We start from the raw sequence: 17,090 nt of genomic DNA, 5'->3' as shown, positions 1-17,090 counted from the left end.
ACCCCTGGGACTAACTCCCCCAGGGGTTTTCTATTGATTCTTTAGTCCCCTCTAGCGACTGTAGTGGATGGCGTGGTTAGGAATCTCTAAGCCCGGTGAGCACTTGGGATCGGTGACCGGGGTGGTGGCAGTCAGCCTCAGGGGAATTTCTCCGGCCCAGACGGGCAGGGCGTAGTCTTCTGCCGCATCAACGGGTGGCCCGGTGCGCACCTTGGCTGAGGCCTCGGCGATCGGCAGGGCCAGCACCAGGGTACCGGCTAGCTCCTGGCGGTTGGGGGGGCGCACGTCATCCCAGCGATCGCGTACTACGTGGTCGGTAAACGCTTTGAGCGCCGTCATTTTTTCGTCGGCGTCGTCTACGCGGGTGGCGGTGCCAAACAGCACCACCGAGCGGTAGTTCATCGAGTGGTGAAAGGCCGATCGCGCCAGCACCAGCCCGTCCAGCAGGGTAACGGTGAGGCAGACCGCAACGCCCTGCTCCAGCGACTTGAGCATGCGGCTGGCGGGGGAACCGTGGATGTAAACCTGGTCATCCAGACGACCATAGGCGGTGGGAATCACAAAAGGTTGGCCCTCGACCACAAAGCCCAGGTGGCAGACCAGCCCCTCATCGAGAATGGCGTAGACCTGCTGGCGATCGTAGCTGGCCCGCTGGGGGACGCGCTTGACCTGGGTGCGAGGGGTGGGGAGAAGGGAGGGTGAGGAAGGTGAAGGAGATGGGGAAGAGGGGAAGGGAGGGGTGGACATGGGTGTTCCTAGAGTGTGGTGGGTAGGTGGGCAATCAGGTCGGCGGCGGTGGGGTGGGTTTGCAGGGCGGTGACGACCGCCGCGTGGGGTTGGCTGAAGATGATGGGGTAGTCGATTTCGCCGAGGTGGGGACGGATCGGGAAGGCAAGCTGTTCGCGATCGGCAAAGTCTGGTTCTGGACCGCTCCAGCCAAACTCAGCCTGCACACCGGGTTTGTTGCCCCTGGCATCGAGCCGCATCCAGCGGTCTAGCTCCTTGAGGTAAACGGCATTGAGCCCGTGGAGGGTGTGGAGCGTGGGGTCGGCATCGTCAAAGACCAGGCGCTGGTAGCAAAACCCGGTAGGAATGCCGCAGCTCCGCAGCAGGGCAGCAAGCAGGTGGGCCTTGGCAAAGCAGAAGCCGTGGCCTGAGTGCAGCACTTCGGAGGCGGTGCAGGTGACGGGTACGGCCTGGATGTCGCAGGTGTGGGCGATCGCATCCCGCACCCATTCATACAAAATCCGCGCTTGAGCAACGGTAGATGCCGTCCCTTCCACGAGCGCTTGGGCCTGAGCAGCGATCGCAGGATGGTCAGCATTCACTACCGCTGAAGGCTTCAGGTAGTCGTTGATCTGGGGCGATTCCAAGGCAAGTTCAAGAGACATTTAGCGATTCCCCTCTGGCTAAATCAGTTAAATCTAGCTCCATCAAATTGCTCTCACAGAAGCCCAGGCTGGTGTAGAGCGATCGCGCCTGGGGTGCCGCATTCAGCACCACCTTCGTACAGCCCAGATTCGTCAAATGCTTTACCACCAGCTGGGTCAGCCGAGTGGCTACGCCCTGCTGGCGGTAGGCCGGTTCGACATACACGCCCCAGATGTAGCCGTACTGGCGCTGGGCTGTCGACAAAATGGGCGGGTACAGACCGCTAAAGCGCTGCCCCCCAGCCGAACCGATGATGGTTCCATCCACCTCAGCCACAAAGGCCTGGTAGTCGAGGGTTTGGCGGGCGGTGACGACAAACTCTAGGGCAATATCCTGCCAGTCGGGTTGAATGCCATCGGCAGGAACGCCCAAATCTCGCCACATAGCGTAGAAGTGCTGAGCGATCGCCCCATTCTCTGAAGCCTTGCTGGCCCGAAAAGTAACAGATTCTAGCGCCTCCATAGCCGTTATCCACTGCTGCGAAATATGCAATGGGACTTAGCATAGACAGAGCATTGGCTACCTGCAAGAGCCAATTTTTCTCAAAACAACCAGTCCACTTTTCCCGTCCCCCCCTCGACTTCGCTCAGGGACCATCACCCCCCCCCTCGACTTCGCTCAGGGACCATCTACCCATCCACCCGCCTACCCATCCACCCTTCCCCCCCATGGACTTCGCCCTCGCCCTCGATCCCCACAGCCCGACTCCCTACTACCAGCAGATCTACGAGGCGCTGCGGCAGGCCATTCTGACTGGGCGGCTGTCGGCGCGGCAGCGGTTGCCCTCCACGCGGGCGCTGGCAACTAGTTTGGGCGTTTCTCGCGCCACGGTGACCCAGAGCTACGATCAGCTGCTCAGCGAGGGCTATTTGCAAACGGTGGTCGGCTCGGGCACCTACGTCTGCGACGAGCTGCCCGAAGATCTGCTGCACAGCCCCGCGCCAGAAATTGCCTCAATTTCACCGTCGCCGCCCGTGTCGCTCTCGGCCTACGGTCGCCGCCTGGTCGATTTTGCCGACAGCCCCACGCCTGAACCCGCTGCCCAAATCAGCTTTCGCTACGGTCGCCCGGCCCTCGATCAGTTCCCGCTGGCGCTGTGGCGGCAGCTGCTGGTGCGTCGCTGTCGGAGCGGCAACTGGCTCGACTACGCCACCGACCCAATGGGCTACTGGCCGCTGCGCGAGGCGATCGCCGCCTACCTGAGCCAGGCCCGTGCCGTCCACTGTCAGCCCGACCACATTTTGATCACCAACGGCACTCAGCAGGCCCTCGATCTGGCTACGCGGGTGCTGGTGTCTGCTGGCGATGCGATCGCCCTAGAAGAACCCAGCTACCTCAGCGCCCGCCGCGTTTTTACTAGCCAGGGGGCGATTCTGCACCCCATCCCGGTGGATGAATTGGGTCTGGATGTGGATAAGCTGGCCCAGACCACGGCTCCTATTCGCCTGGTTTACGTCACCCCATCGCACCAGTTTCCGACCGGGGCGGTACTGTCGCTGCCCCGGCGGCTGGCGCTACTGGCCTGGGCACAGCAGACCGGCAGCCTCATTTTTGAAGATGACTACGATAGCGAATATCGTTACGCCGGTCGTCCGATTCCCGCGCTGCAGGGGCTGGGGCTGGGGCAGTCGGTGCTGTATGTGGGTACCTTCTCAAAGGTGCTGTTTCCATCGCTGCGGGTGGGCTACATGGTGCTGCCCCCGGCGCTGGTGCCGCTATTTCGGCGGGCCAAATGGCTGAGCGATCGCCAGGTGCCCGGCCTGGAGCAGGCGGTGCTGGCCGACTTTATTGTCGAGGGTCACCTGGAGCGGCACATTCGCCGCATGCGATCGCTCTATGACCAGCGCCGCCAGGCTTTGGTCGCAGCCCTGACCCAGCACTTTGGCTGTCGCGTCACCGTTCTGGGCGAAAATGCCGGACTTCACGTGATGGTGCGGTTTCACACCAAAATCTCCGAGGCTGAGCTGATCGCCAGGGCCGCTCGGGTCGGCGTCGGGCTGATTTCCGCCAGCCCCCAGTACCTGGGCCAACGCCCCGGCCACGAGTTCATCTTTAGCTACACAGAACTGGATGAGAACGCGATCGTCACGGGTATTCAGCGGCTCGCTACCCTGAGCTTTTAGGGCAGGCAAATACAGGTGAGAAAAAGTTCCCCTAATTGGGGCCCATGGGCAGAATTTCGGCCTTTGGACACACACAGCAAACCTGTTCGTATACCTCGTGAATTAACTTTGCCTGAAGCTGGAACTTTTGAGCATTTAGAACAGTCCACTCTTTTTGCGAAATCAGCAGCTTTTGCTATGCAAAAACGGTCTGCATTGTGACAGTTGAAATAGCGGAAAGATGCCAGGTAAATACAACAAAATCAGCATTAGATTGTCTAAAGGATGACGAAGAAAAGTTGCTCTTCGCACCCAGGGTAAGGATTGTAAAAACCATACCATTGCCCCCTTAATTGCATCAAAAAGATCTTGAGCTGGTTTTCTCTGACTTCCTAAAGAACTGGGCTTTTGGCAGTTTCTAGAGCTGATCTGACAGAGCCTGACTTGGGAAGTACATGCTCAGTTCGCCGGAGCTTCGCGATCGCGAAGCGAATTGGCCCAGCCTACATTCACATCTTTTTTGTCTTTGGAGTTCTCCTCATGTCTAACGCTTTTCGCTTTAAATCTGGAACGGCTCTGCTACTGGCCTTGGGATTGGGGGTCGGCACCGTTACCCCGATCATCACCGCTGCGCCAGTAGTTGCTCAAACTCAAACTCAAACCCAAATTCAAGCCCAGTTTACCGATGTATCGGCAAGCTATTGGGCGCGTGAATTTATCATGCCGCTGGCGGCTAGAGGCATCATCGCCGGTTTCCCCGACGGCACCTTTCGGCCCGACGAGCCGGTGACCCGCGCCCAGTTTGCCGCTATGGTGCGTCAGGCTTTTAACCAGTCTTCGGTGCGGAGCGCCACCTCCTTTGTCGATGTGCCCGCTAACTACTGGGCCGCCGCCGCCATTCGTGAGGCCAACACGATGGGCTTTTTGTCGGGCTACCCCGGCAATGTGTTCCGCCCCGATGAAAATATTCCTCGGGCGCAGGTGCTGGTTTCTCTCTCCAACGGCCTGAACTACACCGCCAGCAGCCAAAACAGCGTCCAGGTCTACCGTGACGCCGCCCAAATTCCTGACTATGCGGTGGCTAGCTTGGCGGCAGCGACAGAACGGCGCTTAGTGGTCAACTATCCCGATGTGCAAGCGCTGAGGCCGAATCAAATTGCGACTCGGGCCGATGTGGCCGCCTTTATCTACCAGGCCCTGGCCAGCCAAAATCAGGTGGCCACCATCAACTCGCCCTACATTGTGGGGCAGCAGCAGCAGGCCGCCCAGCCCACCGTGCCCACCGGTACCGTGCTCAGCGTGGCCTACGAGCAGAGCGATAAAGTGGTCGTGCTTCCCGACGAAACCGCTGCTCTCACCCTCAATGTGGCCCAGGCCGTCACCGATAGCACTGGGCGGGTGCTAATTCCGGTGGGCAGTCAGGTGGTGGGAGAACTGCGTCCCAGCGGCAGTGGCTCTCAGTTTGTGGCCCAGGAACTGGTGCTGCCAAGTGGGCAGCGCCTGGCGATTAACGCCACCTCGCAAACCGTCACCACCACCGAAACGATTCGCCAGGGTGGCTCCTTTGGCGAGACGCTGGCTGGCGCGGTGCTTGGTTCGGGTGCAGCCGCTGCGATCGCCCGCACCACTGGCGATCAGCGGGTCGATGCCCTAGAAGTCCTGGCCGGCAGCGCTACCGGAGCCACGCTGGGCAGAATCTTCGGGCGCAACCGGGTCGATGTGATTGCCATTAACCCCGCCCGCGACCTGAGCCTGACCGTTAACGCGCCGCTGACAGTGTCAGCCCGGTAATACAAACCTGACTGCACAATCCCCCGGTTCGTAGGGGCGTAGCATGCTGCGCCCCTGCCGGGTTTCTGATTGTGAATCGAGGTTTTCCAAATTGAATCTCGTGTAAGCCTTAAACCATTGACCTCAAAACATAACCCCCGATGCCGAAGCACCGGGGGCTGATTCTGTATAGGGGATTGGGTGTTAAGGGGTTCGATATAGGTGAGCGGCGATCGCTCATCCCTACTATGCCTTAGATAACCGCCATCCGATACGCCACGACTCCAGGTTTATCAGGAGTTAGTGTAATTACGGAGAATCCTCAAGTTTGGCCCCGTTGTGATGTCGGTCACTGACAGCGCTAGCCTACCTGCTGGGAAGCCTTCACCTGCTGCTGAGGCTGGGGCTGAAACTGAAACAGCGTGTAGACCACGTTGCGGCGAATGCCCGTCATCATGTCGAGGAAGACCTCATAGCCCTCGCTCTTGTACTCGATCAGCGGGTCTTTTTGGCCGTAGCCACGCAGGCCCACGGTTTCCCGCAGGGCATCCATCTGCTGTAGGTGGTCGCGCCAGAGGCTGTCGATCTGCTGCAAAATGAAGAAGCGCTCGGCCTCGCGCATCAGCCCCGGCTTGATCTGGTCAACCTGGGCCTCTTTAATGTCGTAGGCAATCCGCGCCTGCTCGTGGAGGAAGGTGCGAATTTCGCCCACCGACAGGTCTTCGAGCTGCTCCGGGGTGAGGTCAGAGAGCAGGTAGACAAATTCCTTCACCTTGCCCACCATTTCCGGCAGCTTCCACTCTTCGGGGGGCAGCTCGGGGTTGATGTAGGCAGTCACAATGTCGTCCATGGTTTGCTCGGCGTAGCCGATCACCATTTCTTTGAGCGCATCGCCTTCGAGCACGCGACGGCGCTCGGCGTAGATGGCGCGACGCTGGTTGTTCATCACCTCGTCGTACTCAAACACCTGCTTACGGATGTCGTAGTAGTAGGTTTCAACCTTTTTCTGCGCCCCTTCCAGCGATCGCGTCAGCATCCCCGACTCGATCGGCATGTCTTCTTCCACGCGGAAGGCGTTCATCAGCCCGGCCACGCGATCGCCGCCAAAGATCCGCAGCAGGTTGTCCTGCAGGCTAAGGAAAAACTTGGTCGAGCCGGGGTCACCCTGGCGACCCGCCCGGCCCCGCAGCTGGTTGTCGATACGGCGCGACTCGTGACGCTCGGTGCCGATCACGTGCAGGCCACCCTCCTGAATCACCTTGTCGTGCTCAGCGCTGGTAAAAGACTCGTACTCCTCACGAATGCGGTTGTACACGTCGCGCAGCTTTTGAATCACCGGGTCGTCGGTAGGGGCCTTTTCGGCGGCCACGGCCAGTTTGTCTTCAGCCTGAAGCTCGGGCAGGCTGCGCTCGCCGTAGGTAGACACCGCAAAGTCAACGGTGGCTTTGAGTTCTTCCACCGTCGCTGGCGACAGCTCGATGGGGAAGATATCGGGGGAAGCCTTCCAGGTTTTTACTTTCTTGTTGCCGCCAAAGCCCTGGGCCGGAGCCCGTCCCTTGGTGCCCGGCACCGCCGTCACCGCAAACTCGTCCTCGTCTTCGGGCTTAACCAGGCGGGGCATAAGATACTCACGCACCTTGAGACGGGCCATATAGTCGGCGTTACCGCCCAAAATAATGTCGGTGCCGCGCCCGGCCATGTTGGTGGCAATGGTGACCGCACCGCTGCGCCCGGCCTGAGCCACAATCTCCGACTCCCGCTCCACGTTTTCGGGTTTGGCGTTGAGCAAGTTGTGGGGCACGCCGCGCTGGCTGAGCAGGGCTGACAGCACCTCCGATTTTTCAACGCTGGTGGTGCCGACCAGCACGGGCCGACCGGCCTCATGCATCTCGGCGCATTCTTCTGCCACGGCCTTCCACTTGGCCTCTTCGTTTTTGTAGACCACGTCGGAGAGGTCGCGCCGGGCAGCCGGGCGGTTGGTGGGAATGATCGTCACTTCGAGCTTGTAGATGCGCTCAAACTCAGCCTCTTCGGTCTTGGCGGTGCCGGTCATGCCCGACAGCTTGGGGTAAAGCAAGAAGAAGTTCTGGTAGGTAATGCTGGCCAGGGTCTGGGTTTCGGGCTGAATTTCGACGTGCTCTTTGGCTTCAATCGCCTGGTGCAGACCGTCACTCCAGCGGCGACCGGGCATCACCCGCCCGGTAAACTCATCCACAATAATGACTTCGTCATTGCGAACGATGTATTTGACGTCTTTGGTGAACAGCTCTTTGGCCTTAATGGCATTGAAAATGTAGTGAGCCCAGGGATCTTTAGGATCAAACAGATCCTGCACGCCCAGCACCTCTTCAGCCCGGATAAAGCCTTCGTCGGTGAGCAGCACGTTGTGGGCTTTTTCGTCAACTTCGTAGTGCTCTTCGGCGTTTAGCTCGCGGGCCACTTCGTTGGCGCGGTTGTACTTTTCGCTGGGGCGCTCGACTTGACCGGAGATAATCAGCGGCGTGCGGGCCTCGTCGATCAGAATGGAGTCAACTTCGTCGATAACGCAGTAGTTGAAGGGGCGCTGCACCACGTCTTCGATCGCGGTGGCCATGTTGTCGCGCAGGTAGTCAAAGCCAAACTCGCTGTTGGTGCCGTAGGTGATGTCGCAGCCGTAGTTGTGGCGGCGCTCAGAGGGCGACATACCCTGCTGAATCAGCCCCACGCTGAGGCCCAAAAAGCGGTGAATTTGCCCCATCCACTCGGCGTCGCGACGGGCCAGGTAGTCGTTGACGGTGACCACGTGGGCACCTTTGCCGGAGAGGGCGTTGAGGTAGCAGGGCAGAGTGGCCACCAGGGTTTTGCCCTCCCCGGTTTTCATTTCGGCAATCTGGCCGTCGTGGAGCACCATGCCGCCAATCAGCTGCACATCGAAGTGGCGCATACCCAGCACTCGCTTCGAGGCCTCGCGCACTACGGCAAAGGCTTCGGGCAGCAGGTCGTCTAGCGATTCGCCCTTGGCAATGCGCTGCTTAAACTCGCCTGTTTTGGCCGCTAGAGCTTCGTCAGAGAGCTGCTGAATCTCTTCCTCCAGCAGGTTAATCTCGACCACGTCGGGACGATATTTCTTAAGCTTGCGGGCGTTGGGGTCACCGAGGAGGTTCTTCAGCATGAATTCAGGCCGGTCAGCGTAGGGTATTGCATCTAGTCAATCGTAGTGGAGACCGCGTCACAAGGGGCGATGTCCACACCTGAGCCAGACCAAAACTGGATCAACAGCGCCAGGGGATAGGTTGAAAGTGCCTATCTATCCTATCACTTGGGCCTGGATGACAGGGATCTCGCCGCTGGGGACTGTTTGGGCGGCAATTACGCTCAAATCGCCCTAGGGCGTGTCATCAATTGTGGCCAAAAGCTCGGGATATTAAGCCTTGCCACGCCCGACCCAAAAGACAGGCTAGGGGCTGTAACCCTTGATTTTTGAATGTTTAGCAGCTAATTGATGACAGCCCCCAGATGGCTACCCTTTTTAGGGATAGCTCTTTGTTACAATTTTGGTCGCGCCTCACTGCGGCAAAACTGTAGCAGACCAGCCGCCGCCGCCCTTCGTCACCCTTCCGTCGCCCCTGATCAGCGGAGCATCTTGCACCCTATGAATATGGCCCAGCAACCATCCCCGTCGGCATCGTCTCTGTCTTCTTCCCCTCGCCTGCATCGGGCCACCTTAGAAAATATGCTGCAATCTCCAGAGGCCCCTGCTGCTTGGTCTATCGAAGACAGTGAAGAGCTGTACCGCATTCACAGCTGGGGTGAACCGTACTTTTCGATCAATGCCGAGGGCCATCTGACGGTGTCGCCAAGGGGCGATCGCGGCGGTTCTTTAGACTTGCTTGACCTGGTAGAAGCGATCAAGCAGCGCAACCTCAACCTGCCCCTGCTAATTCGGTTTTCTGACATTCTCGAAGACCGCATCGAGCGCATCAACGCCAGCTTTGCCAAGGCGATCGCCCGCTACAAGTATTCGGGCGTGTATCGGGGGGTGTTTCCGGTTAAGTGCAATCAGCAGCGGCAGCTACTGGAAGATGTGGTGCGCTACGGGCGGCCCTACCAGTTTGGTCTGGAGGCGGGCTCGAAGCCCGAGCTGCTGATTGCCCTGGCCACCCTCGACACGCCGGGAGCGCTGCTAATCTGCAACGGCTACAAAGACAAAGACTACATTGAAACCGCCATGCTGGGGCAGCGGCTGGGGCAGCAGCCGATCATCGTGATCGAGCAGATGAACGAGCTGGAAATTGCGATCGCGGCCAGCCAGCGGCTCGGCATTCGCCCCGTTCTCGGGGTGCGGGCCAAGCTCAGCACCAAGGGCAGCGGTCGCTGGGGCATTTCGGCGGGCGATCGGGCCAAGTTTGGCCTCACCGTGCCCGAAATTCTCGCCGTAGTCGACCGGCTGCGCGAGCACGACATGCTCGACTGCCTGCAGCTGCTGCACTTTCACATCGGCTCGCAGATTTCAGCCATCAGCGTAGTCAAAGAGGCCCTGCGGGAGGCCAGCCGCATCTACGTGGAGCTGGCCGAGCTGGGGGCCGGGATGCGCTACCTCGATGTGGGCGGCGGCCTGGCGGTCGACTACGACGGCAGCAAAACCACCTTCTATGCCTCCAAAAACTACAGCACCCAAAACTATGCCAACGACGTAGTGGCCGAGGTGCAGGAGGCCTGCCGCATCAAGGGGGTGCCGGTGCCCACCCTGGTCAGCGAGAGCGGCCGGGCGCTGGTGTCTCACCAGTCGGTGCTGGTGTTTGACGTGCTGGGCAGCAGCGACGCCCCCTCCCACGAAGAGGTGGAGGTGCCCGGCGACGACGACCACGTCATTTTGCGCGAGCTGTACGACATCTACCAAAACCTCAGCGCCCACACCGTGCAGGAGCTGTACAACGACGCCGTGCAGTTCAAAGAAGAGGCAATCAGCCTGTTTAACTTTGGCTACCTGAGTCTGTCGGCGCGGGCGCGGGCCGAGCGGCTGTTTTGGGCCTGCTGTCGCAAGGCGATCACGGTGGTCAGCGATGCCGACTACATCCCCGAAGACATCGAGGAGCTGCACCAGAGCATGGCCTCGATCTACTACATCAACCTGTCGGTGTTTCAGTCGATGCCCGACACCTGGGCGATTGAGCAGCTGTTTCCGATTTTGCCCATCCACCGGCTCAACGAAGAGCCCAGCTGCCGGGGCACCCTGGCCGACCTCACCTGCGACAGCGACGGCAAAATTACTACCTTTATCGATCTGCGCGACGTCAAGCACGTGCTGGAGCTGCACCCGCTAAAACCCGATCAGCCCTACTACCTGGGCATGTTTTTGGGCGGGGCCTACCAGGAAATTATGGGCAACCTGCACAACCTGTTTGGCGACACCAATGCCGTTCACATTCACATGACCCCCAAGGGTTACCAGGTGGAGCAGGTGGTGAAGGGCGACACCATGACCGAGGTGCTGGGCTACGTGCAGTACGACGCCGAAGACATGATTGAGAATATTCGCAGGCGATCGGAGCGGGCGCTGCAGGACAGCCGCATTACGCTGCAGGAGTCGCAGCTGTTGATTCAGCACTACGAACACAGCCTCAGCCAATATACGTATTTAGCGTAAATTTTCAGGGTAAAGCGGGCGGCAAGTCTGGGGGTAGGCGAGGGGGCGATCGCGCCTCAACTACCCCTAAATACGCTTGCTTAAACGTTTCTTTAACTGCCCTTGCGCGAATTTTAATTTGCTCTTAACCAATAGTGATTGAGTTCCTGTAACCGTAATTAGGGCGGGTAACTTTAGGCCCGAGGTTGGCCTAAGAAATAACCTGTTCTTTACCTTGACAGGGTAAGAAATAGATAGCTACTGGCATGGCCTCAATTTAAGGACTGTGCTTTTTAGTGTGATGCATGTATCACCGCCCTGGTGCACAGCTTGCTACCCCATGAACGAGAAAATAGGAGAAATTGTGAGCAATTTAAATCAGCCCATCCGGAAGATGGGTTTGATTTATGATTTGGCCGATCTCCTTTGAATATGGTCCGAGAAAAGTTTTACAGCTGTTGATTGGTTGACTAAATCATGCTTCAAAAAATGCCAAAAATTAAGTTTGATCTGCGCCTGGCCGCAGCTTTGTTCCTCGCGGCTGGTGTAGCGGCCTGCGGTAGCAGCACCGCTCCCACCGATGATGCCGCGATGGAAGGTGGGGCTACAGAAGGCGAGGCGATCGCCCTTGGTGGCGACGTTGCCCTGGTCGGGGCTGGTGCCTCCTTCCCCGCGCCGCTCTACCAAAACTGGTTCATTACCCTGAACCAAAAAGTACCCGAGCTACAGGTCAACTATCAGTCGGTCGGCAGTGGGGCCGGGGTTGAACAGTTCACCGCTAAAACCGTTGACTTCGGCGCTAGCGACACCGCCATGACCGACGAAGAAATCGCGGCGGTTGATAAAGGCACCATCATGCTGCCCATGACCGCTGGCAGCATCGTGTTTGCCTACAACCTGCCCGGCGTTGACGAACTGCGGCTCAGCCGCGAAGCCTACACTGGCATCGCCACGGGTGCCATCACCGAGTGGAATGACCCCATCATTGCCGCCGACAACCCCGATGTAGAGCTACCCGCGACGCCGATCACCTTCGTGCACCGCTCAGACGGCAGCGGTACCACCGCTGTCTTCACCAAGAATATGGCCGCTATCTCCCCCGAGTTTGAGTCTGAAATCGGCGAAGGTAAGACCGTTGAGTGGCCGAGCACCGGCAACTTTATTGGTGCTAAGGGCAACGAGGGCATCACGGCTCAGATTCAGCAGACCGAGGGCTCGATTGGCTACATCGAGTACGGCTACGCGACTCAGAACGGTGTCCCCTTTGCTACGATCGAAAACAAGGCCGGGAACTTTGTCAAAGTCGACGATGAGATTGCGTCGGAGACGCTGTCTGAGGTCGAGCTACCCGACAATCTGCGCGCCTTCATTGTCGATGCCGAGGGTGAAAACGCCTATCCTTTTGTCACCTATACCTGGATGATGGTGTACGAGGAGTACGACGATCCTCAAAAAGCCAAGGCAGTTGAGGCCATGATCGAGTACGGTCTGAACGAAGGTCAGGAAGTGTCTAGCGAGCTAGGCTACATTCCCCTGCCCAAGAACGTGCGCGATCGCGTCGCTGAAGCGGCCGACGGCATTAGCGACGAGTACGACATCATGGTGAAGTAGGTTTAGGCCTGGGGGGAAAGCTGTCTTTGCGGGCTTTCCCCCGCCCGTACTTTTCAAGCTACAAACTACACGCACAATGCAGGTAAGGTTGCTGTGACCGCCGAAATGCCATCGTCTCCACCGAGCAAACGCCAGCGAACGCCCTTTGAAAAAGGGCTGGATCGCCTTTTTGAAGGCACCACCATGGGGTTTGCGCTGTTTATTTTGCTGCTGCTGCTGGCCATTGGTCTGCTAATTTTGGTACAGGCCTGGCCCGCTATTCAAGAGTATGGCCTGAGCTTTTTGTGGATTAGCAGCTGGAACCCGGTGGAAGGGCGAGAGGAGTTTGGGGTGCTGCCGATGGTCTACGGCACCCTGGTCAGCTCTGCGATCGCCCTGCTGCTGGCCGTTCCCCTGGGGTTGGGTACCGCCCTCTTTCTCAGCGAAGACTTTATCCCGCTCAAGATTCGCACCGTGCTGGTGTTCATGGTAGAACTGCTGGCGGCTATTCCCAGCGTGGTCTACGGCCTCTGGGGTATTTTTGTGCTGATTCCGGCGCTGAAGTGGTTTTTGGGCCTGTTTGGCATCTCCTTTGCTGGCCCCAGTATGCTCGCCGCTTCCCTGGTGCTGGCGATCATGATTTTGCCGATTATCACCGCCATTTCTCGCGACTCGCTGGCGGCTCTGCCCCCCGAGCTGCGCCAAGGCTCCTACGGGCTGGGGGCCACTCGCTGGGGCACTATTTTTCGAGTGCTGATTCCGGCCGCCATTTCGGGTATTGTGGGCGGCGTCATGCTGGCTCTGGGCCGCGCCATGGGCGAGACGATGGCCGTTACTATGCTGATCGGCAACTCAAACAGTATCAACTTCTCGCTGCTGGCTCCCAGCAACACGATTTCGTCGCTGCTGGCCAACCAGTTTGCTGAGGCCAAAGGCATTCAGGTGGCATCGCTGATGTACGCTGCCTTCGTGCTGGTGATCTTAACGCTGATCGTCAATATCCTGGCCGACTGGATTGTGCGCAAGCTTCAGGCCAAGTACTAGCCAAGAACTAGATCTACCCGCCATTACGCAGCAAAACGAGGCAAGACATGACGACCGTTTCTGGGAAGCCTGAGGATATCTTTGACGCCCAAAGCCTCAAGGCCAAAAAGTCTAGCTCCCGCAACCTGTTCAACATCATCATGACCGGGCTGTCGGGCCTGTGCATTCTGCTGGCCGTTATTCCCCTGGTGCTGGTGCTGTTCTACGTGTTTGCGAACGGGGCCAACCGGCTTAACCTCGACTTATTTACGCAGCTGCCGCCGCCGCCGGGGTCGGCCGGGGGCGGTATTTCCAATGCCATCATGGGGACGCTGATTGTCGTTGCGATCGCAACGGTTATCTCCGTGCCCATTGGGGTTTTGTGCGCCATCTGGCTATCGGAGTTTGGCAGCGACGACACCTCCATTGACGAGTACGTGCGCTTTGGGGTCAACATCCTGGCTGGGGTGCCCTCCATCATTGCCGGGGTGTTTATCTACGGTTTGATGGTGCGTCCGGGGCGGCCTGGCTATTCGGCCCTGGCGGGTGGCGTGGCGCTGGCGGTGCTGATGCTGCCCACGATTATTCGCACCGCCGACGAAGCGCTGAAGATTGTGCCCCAGGAAATCCGCTGGGCCGCCCTGGGCGTTGGGGCCTCTAAGTATCAAACGGTGCTGAAGGTCGTGCTGCCCGCTGCGGTGCCGGCGATTTTGACTGGCGTAACGCTGGCGATCGCCCGTGCCGCTGGCGAAACCGCACCACTAATCTTTACCGCCCTGTTTTCGCCCTTTCGGTTCAACGGCGTCATCGAGCCGATTGCCACACTGGCCGTGCTGGTCTACAACTTTGCGACTCTGCCCTTCCAGGCTCAGCAAGAGCTGGCCTGGGCCGCCTCGCTAATTCTGGTGCTGCTGGTGCTGCTGACCAGCATTATTGCCCGATTTGCCACCCGTCAAAAAACCTATTAACTGACCCGTGTTTTGGGGAGAGCCTGACAAATGGTTAACACAATGCCAAAGAGTGGGACTATGACCGACGTGGTGCTGCGGGCCAAGGACTGCGATATCTACTACGGGTCCTACAAAGCGGTGCGGGACGTGTCTGTTGACATTCCCAAAAATAAAATTACGGCGTTTATCGGCCCTTCCGGCTGCGGCAAGAGCACGGTTTTGCGCTGCTTCAATCGCCTCAACGACCTGATCGAGAGCTTTCGGCTCAAGGGCAAGATGACCTACCATGGTCAAGATCTCTACGCCCCCGATGTCGACCCGGTCGAGGTGCGCCGCCGCATTGGCATGGTGTTTCAAAAGCCCAACCCTTTCCCCAAAACCATTTACGACAACATCGCCTACGGCCCCCGCATTAGCGGCTTTAAAGGTGATCTCGATGAGCTGGTTGAAACCTCCCTGCGCCGCGCGGTGCTCTGGGATGAGGTCAAAGACAAACTGCAGGAGAGCGGCTTTTCGCTTTCGGGCGGGCAGCAGCAGCGTCTCTGCATTGCCCGCACCATTGCGGTACAGCCCGAAGTGGTGCTGATGGATGAACCCTGTGCCGCCCTCGACCCGATCTCGACCCTTAAGATCGAAGACTTGATGAAAGAGCTGGTGCAGAACTACACCATCATCATCGTTACCCACAACATGCAGCAGGCCACTCGAGTCGCTGACTACACCGCCTTTTACAATGCTCAGGTGGTGGAAGGGGCCGGAGGCAAGGTGGGCTACCTGGCCGAGTTTGACAGCACCGAGAAGATTTTCAGCGATCCCGATCAAGAATCAACTCGCGACTATGTCACGGGGCGATTTGGCTAGGCTGTAGAGTATTGGTGTCGAGCTTTCGGCAACGCCGCCGCGACTAAAACTAAAGTCGCGGCGGCGTTGCTAATGGGGGATGTTTGGGCAGACGAGGGAAACGCTAGTTGACGCGCTTGGTTTTGCGCAGCACTTCGCTGAGGGTGAGGTTGGGCTGGGGTTTGCCATCAAACACGGTACCCACTTCCCCACTGTGAAAGTTTACCAGGGCAATGTTGTAGGCCTCCTCGGTGAGGGGAATATAGCCCGCCTGCTGCACCATGGCGGGAGCGGTTTCGAGGTAGTACTCGACAAACTCTCGGACGGCCGGGTTGCGCTGAGCCGAGGTGTAGTTGACGTAGATAAACAGCGGTCGAGCTAGGGGTTCATAGGTGGCCCGAATGACGTTTTCGGCGGTGGGAGCTACGGCCCTGCTGCCATTGTCAATCGCAACGGCTTTGAGGTTGGTAGGGTTTTGCTCAAAGTAGGCCAATCCAAAATAACCCAGTCCGCCTGGGGTTTGAGCGACGCCCTGAACCAGCAGGTCATCGTCTTCGCTGGCGACAAAATCGCTGCGGGTGTCTTGACCGACAATGACCTCGGCAAAGTAATCGTAGGTGCCTGAGTCAAGGCCAGGGCCAAACAGCGTCAGGGGTTCGTTGGGCCAGCCCGGGCGCACTTGGCTCCAGTTGGTGATGCGGCCCTGAGCGCCGGGTTCCCAGATTTTTTTGAGTTCGGCGGTAGTAATGTCGCTAGCCCAGCTATTTTGGGGGTTGACTACCACCGTGAGGGCGTCAAAGGCGATCGGCAGCTCGTAGTAGCGCACGTCGTTGGCGTCGCAGGCGGCAATTTCTGCATCTGAAATAGGGCGCGAGGCGTTGCTGATATCAGTCTGACCAGCGCAGAATTTCTCGAAGCCGCCGCCGGTACCCGAAAAGCTGGTGTCAACCTCGACCTGGGTGCTGGCTTCGGTGTTGTAGGCGGCGGCGATCGCCTCTGTAATCGGAAAAACCGTGCTGGAACCATCGATCACGACGGTGCGGCGCTGCTGGGCCGGGGCATCGGGCTGGGGCGACGTGCCCTGGGGTGCTCCGCTGGTAGCCGCAGAACAGCTGGCAACGAAGAGCGACAATCCGATAACCAACCAGCCGCGATGACATTGAGCCGTCATATTCTTACACTCCAAACCTGATAGGGTGAAAGCTAAAGCTCGCTAGCAACTAATAGCCTAGGGAGCCGATTCCTATCATTTCAAATAAATTTGATATGTCGTTTATGGCCGGGTTAAGAGCGTCTACCTTGTCATATAAATTTAGGCTTCTGAAAATTTAGACATCACCAATCCCCAGGCCTGTGGCTATTAATCGAGGGCTTTAATGCAGCGCGGGTCGGGCAGGGTTGCCCGCTCTGGCTGGCGCGGAAACCAGAAGGCGGTACGCCGGCAAAACTCCACCAGCATTAGCATGACGGGCACCTCGATCAGCACCCCGACGACGGTTGCCAGCGCTGCCCCCGAGTTGAGGCCAAACAGGGTGACAGCGGTTGCGATCGCTACCTCAAAGTGATTGCTCGCCCCAATCAGTGCCGCCGGGGCCGCATCTTCATATACTAGGCCCAGTTTTTGCGCCGCCACGTAGGAGATTAAAAATATGGTAATTGGTCACAGCGATAAGGGAGGCTTAATGAGAAAGCCTCCAGAGCTCCAGGATTATGCCGGTAAAAGAGCAGGGGGCGAGCACCCCGACGAGGCGATGAGCTCAAAGAGATTGTCCACGGCGT

12 protein-coding genes and 1 pseudogene are annotated in these 17,090 nt (G+C 58.6%); 7 read left to right on the top strand and 6 right to left on the bottom strand.

What is annotated here, in order from left to right:
* Nucleotides 1–51: 51 nt before the first annotated feature.
* The 3 genes from ACQ4N7_RS12855 to ACQ4N7_RS12845 are packed head-to-tail and all read right to left on the bottom strand — an operon-like array spanning nucleotide 52 to nucleotide 1,893.
* Complete coding sequence (locus ACQ4N7_RS12855) at nucleotides 52–747, bottom strand: pyridoxamine 5'-phosphate oxidase family protein (protein WP_430711905.1); 696 nt, start codon at nucleotides 745–747, stop codon at nucleotides 52–54.
* A gap of 8 nt (nucleotides 748–755) precedes the next feature.
* A complete protein-coding gene (locus ACQ4N7_RS12850) occupies nucleotides 756–1,391 on the bottom strand; it encodes a transglutaminase-like domain-containing protein (RefSeq protein ID WP_430711904.1) in 636 nt (211 codons plus the stop codon).
* The gene (locus tag ACQ4N7_RS12845) at nucleotides 1,381–1,893 is read right to left on the bottom strand and encodes a GNAT family N-acetyltransferase (protein ID WP_430711903.1); all 513 of its coding nucleotides are present in this window, start codon (nucleotides 1,891–1,893) and stop codon (nucleotides 1,381–1,383) included. Before ACQ4N7_RS12845 ends, ACQ4N7_RS12850 begins: the two co-directional genes overlap by 11 nt.
* 206 nt (nucleotides 1,894–2,099) lie before the next feature.
* Between ACQ4N7_RS12845 and ACQ4N7_RS12840 the strand changes: the two genes are divergently transcribed.
* A complete protein-coding gene (locus tag ACQ4N7_RS12840; protein WP_430711902.1) occupies nucleotides 2,100–3,554 on the top strand; it encodes a PLP-dependent aminotransferase family protein in 1,455 nt (484 codons plus the stop codon).
* 519 nt (nucleotides 3,555–4,073) lie between these two features.
* Entirely contained in the window at nucleotides 4,074–5,324 is a 1,251-nt protein-coding gene (locus ACQ4N7_RS12835) for an S-layer homology domain-containing protein (RefSeq protein WP_430711901.1), read from the top strand.
* Nucleotides 5,325–5,664: 340 nt separating this feature from the next.
* Here ACQ4N7_RS12835 and secA read toward each other — a convergent pair whose 3' ends face one another.
* A complete protein-coding gene (gene secA, locus ACQ4N7_RS12830; RefSeq protein WP_430711900.1) occupies nucleotides 5,665–8,454 on the bottom strand; it encodes a preprotein translocase subunit SecA in 2,790 nt (929 codons plus the stop codon).
* 561 nt (nucleotides 8,455–9,015) lie between these two features.
* On the opposite strand from secA, the gene speA reads away from it, so the two are divergent.
* From speA to pstB, 5 genes are all read left to right on the top strand, one after another.
* Nucleotides 9,016–10,929: a biosynthetic arginine decarboxylase gene (gene speA / locus ACQ4N7_RS12825; RefSeq protein WP_430711999.1), complete on the top strand. Its 1,914-nt coding sequence runs from the start codon at nucleotides 9,016–9,018 to the stop codon at nucleotides 10,927–10,929.
* A 468-nt stretch (nucleotides 10,930–11,397) separates the two neighbouring features.
* Complete coding sequence (pstS, locus tag ACQ4N7_RS12820) at nucleotides 11,398–12,519, top strand: phosphate ABC transporter substrate-binding protein PstS (RefSeq protein WP_430711899.1); 1,122 nt, start codon at nucleotides 11,398–11,400, stop codon at nucleotides 12,517–12,519.
* A gap of 93 nt (nucleotides 12,520–12,612) precedes the next feature.
* Complete coding sequence (pstC, locus tag ACQ4N7_RS12815; RefSeq protein ID WP_430711898.1) at nucleotides 12,613–13,542, top strand: phosphate ABC transporter permease subunit PstC; 930 nt, start codon at nucleotides 12,613–12,615, stop codon at nucleotides 13,540–13,542.
* A 47-nt stretch (nucleotides 13,543–13,589) separates the two neighbouring features.
* On the top strand, nucleotides 13,590–14,489 hold the full coding sequence (gene pstA, locus ACQ4N7_RS12810) for a phosphate ABC transporter permease PstA (RefSeq protein WP_430711897.1): 900 nt from the start codon (nucleotides 13,590–13,592) through the stop codon (nucleotides 14,487–14,489).
* A gap of 60 nt (nucleotides 14,490–14,549) precedes the next feature.
* Nucleotides 14,550–15,332, top strand: a complete 783-nt coding sequence (gene pstB, locus ACQ4N7_RS12805) for a phosphate ABC transporter ATP-binding protein PstB (RefSeq protein ID WP_430711896.1) — start codon at nucleotides 14,550–14,552, stop codon at nucleotides 15,330–15,332.
* A gap of 103 nt (nucleotides 15,333–15,435) precedes the next feature.
* Here pstB and ACQ4N7_RS12800 read toward each other — a convergent pair whose 3' ends face one another.
* Together ACQ4N7_RS12800 and ACQ4N7_RS12795 are read right to left on the bottom strand one after the other, a co-directional pair.
* Nucleotides 15,436–16,482 (bottom strand): PstS family phosphate ABC transporter substrate-binding protein, encoded by a 1,047-nt coding sequence (locus tag ACQ4N7_RS12800; RefSeq protein WP_430711895.1) that lies wholly within the window; start codon nucleotides 16,480–16,482, stop codon nucleotides 15,436–15,438.
* Nucleotides 16,483–16,671: 189 nt separating this feature from the next.
* A pseudogene (locus ACQ4N7_RS12795) lies at nucleotides 16,672–16,962 on the bottom strand (arsenic resistance protein); the annotation flags it as partial.
* Nucleotides 16,963–17,090: the final 128 nt, after the last annotated feature.

Origin of the sequence: Nodosilinea sp. AN01ver1 (genome assembly GCF_050565655.1) — a bacterium.
Lineage (GTDB): Bacteria > Cyanobacteriota > Cyanobacteriia > Phormidesmidales > Phormidesmidaceae > Nodosilinea.
Note: the sequence above shows the minus strand (reverse complement) of the source record. Positions and strands in the feature narration are given on the sequence as shown.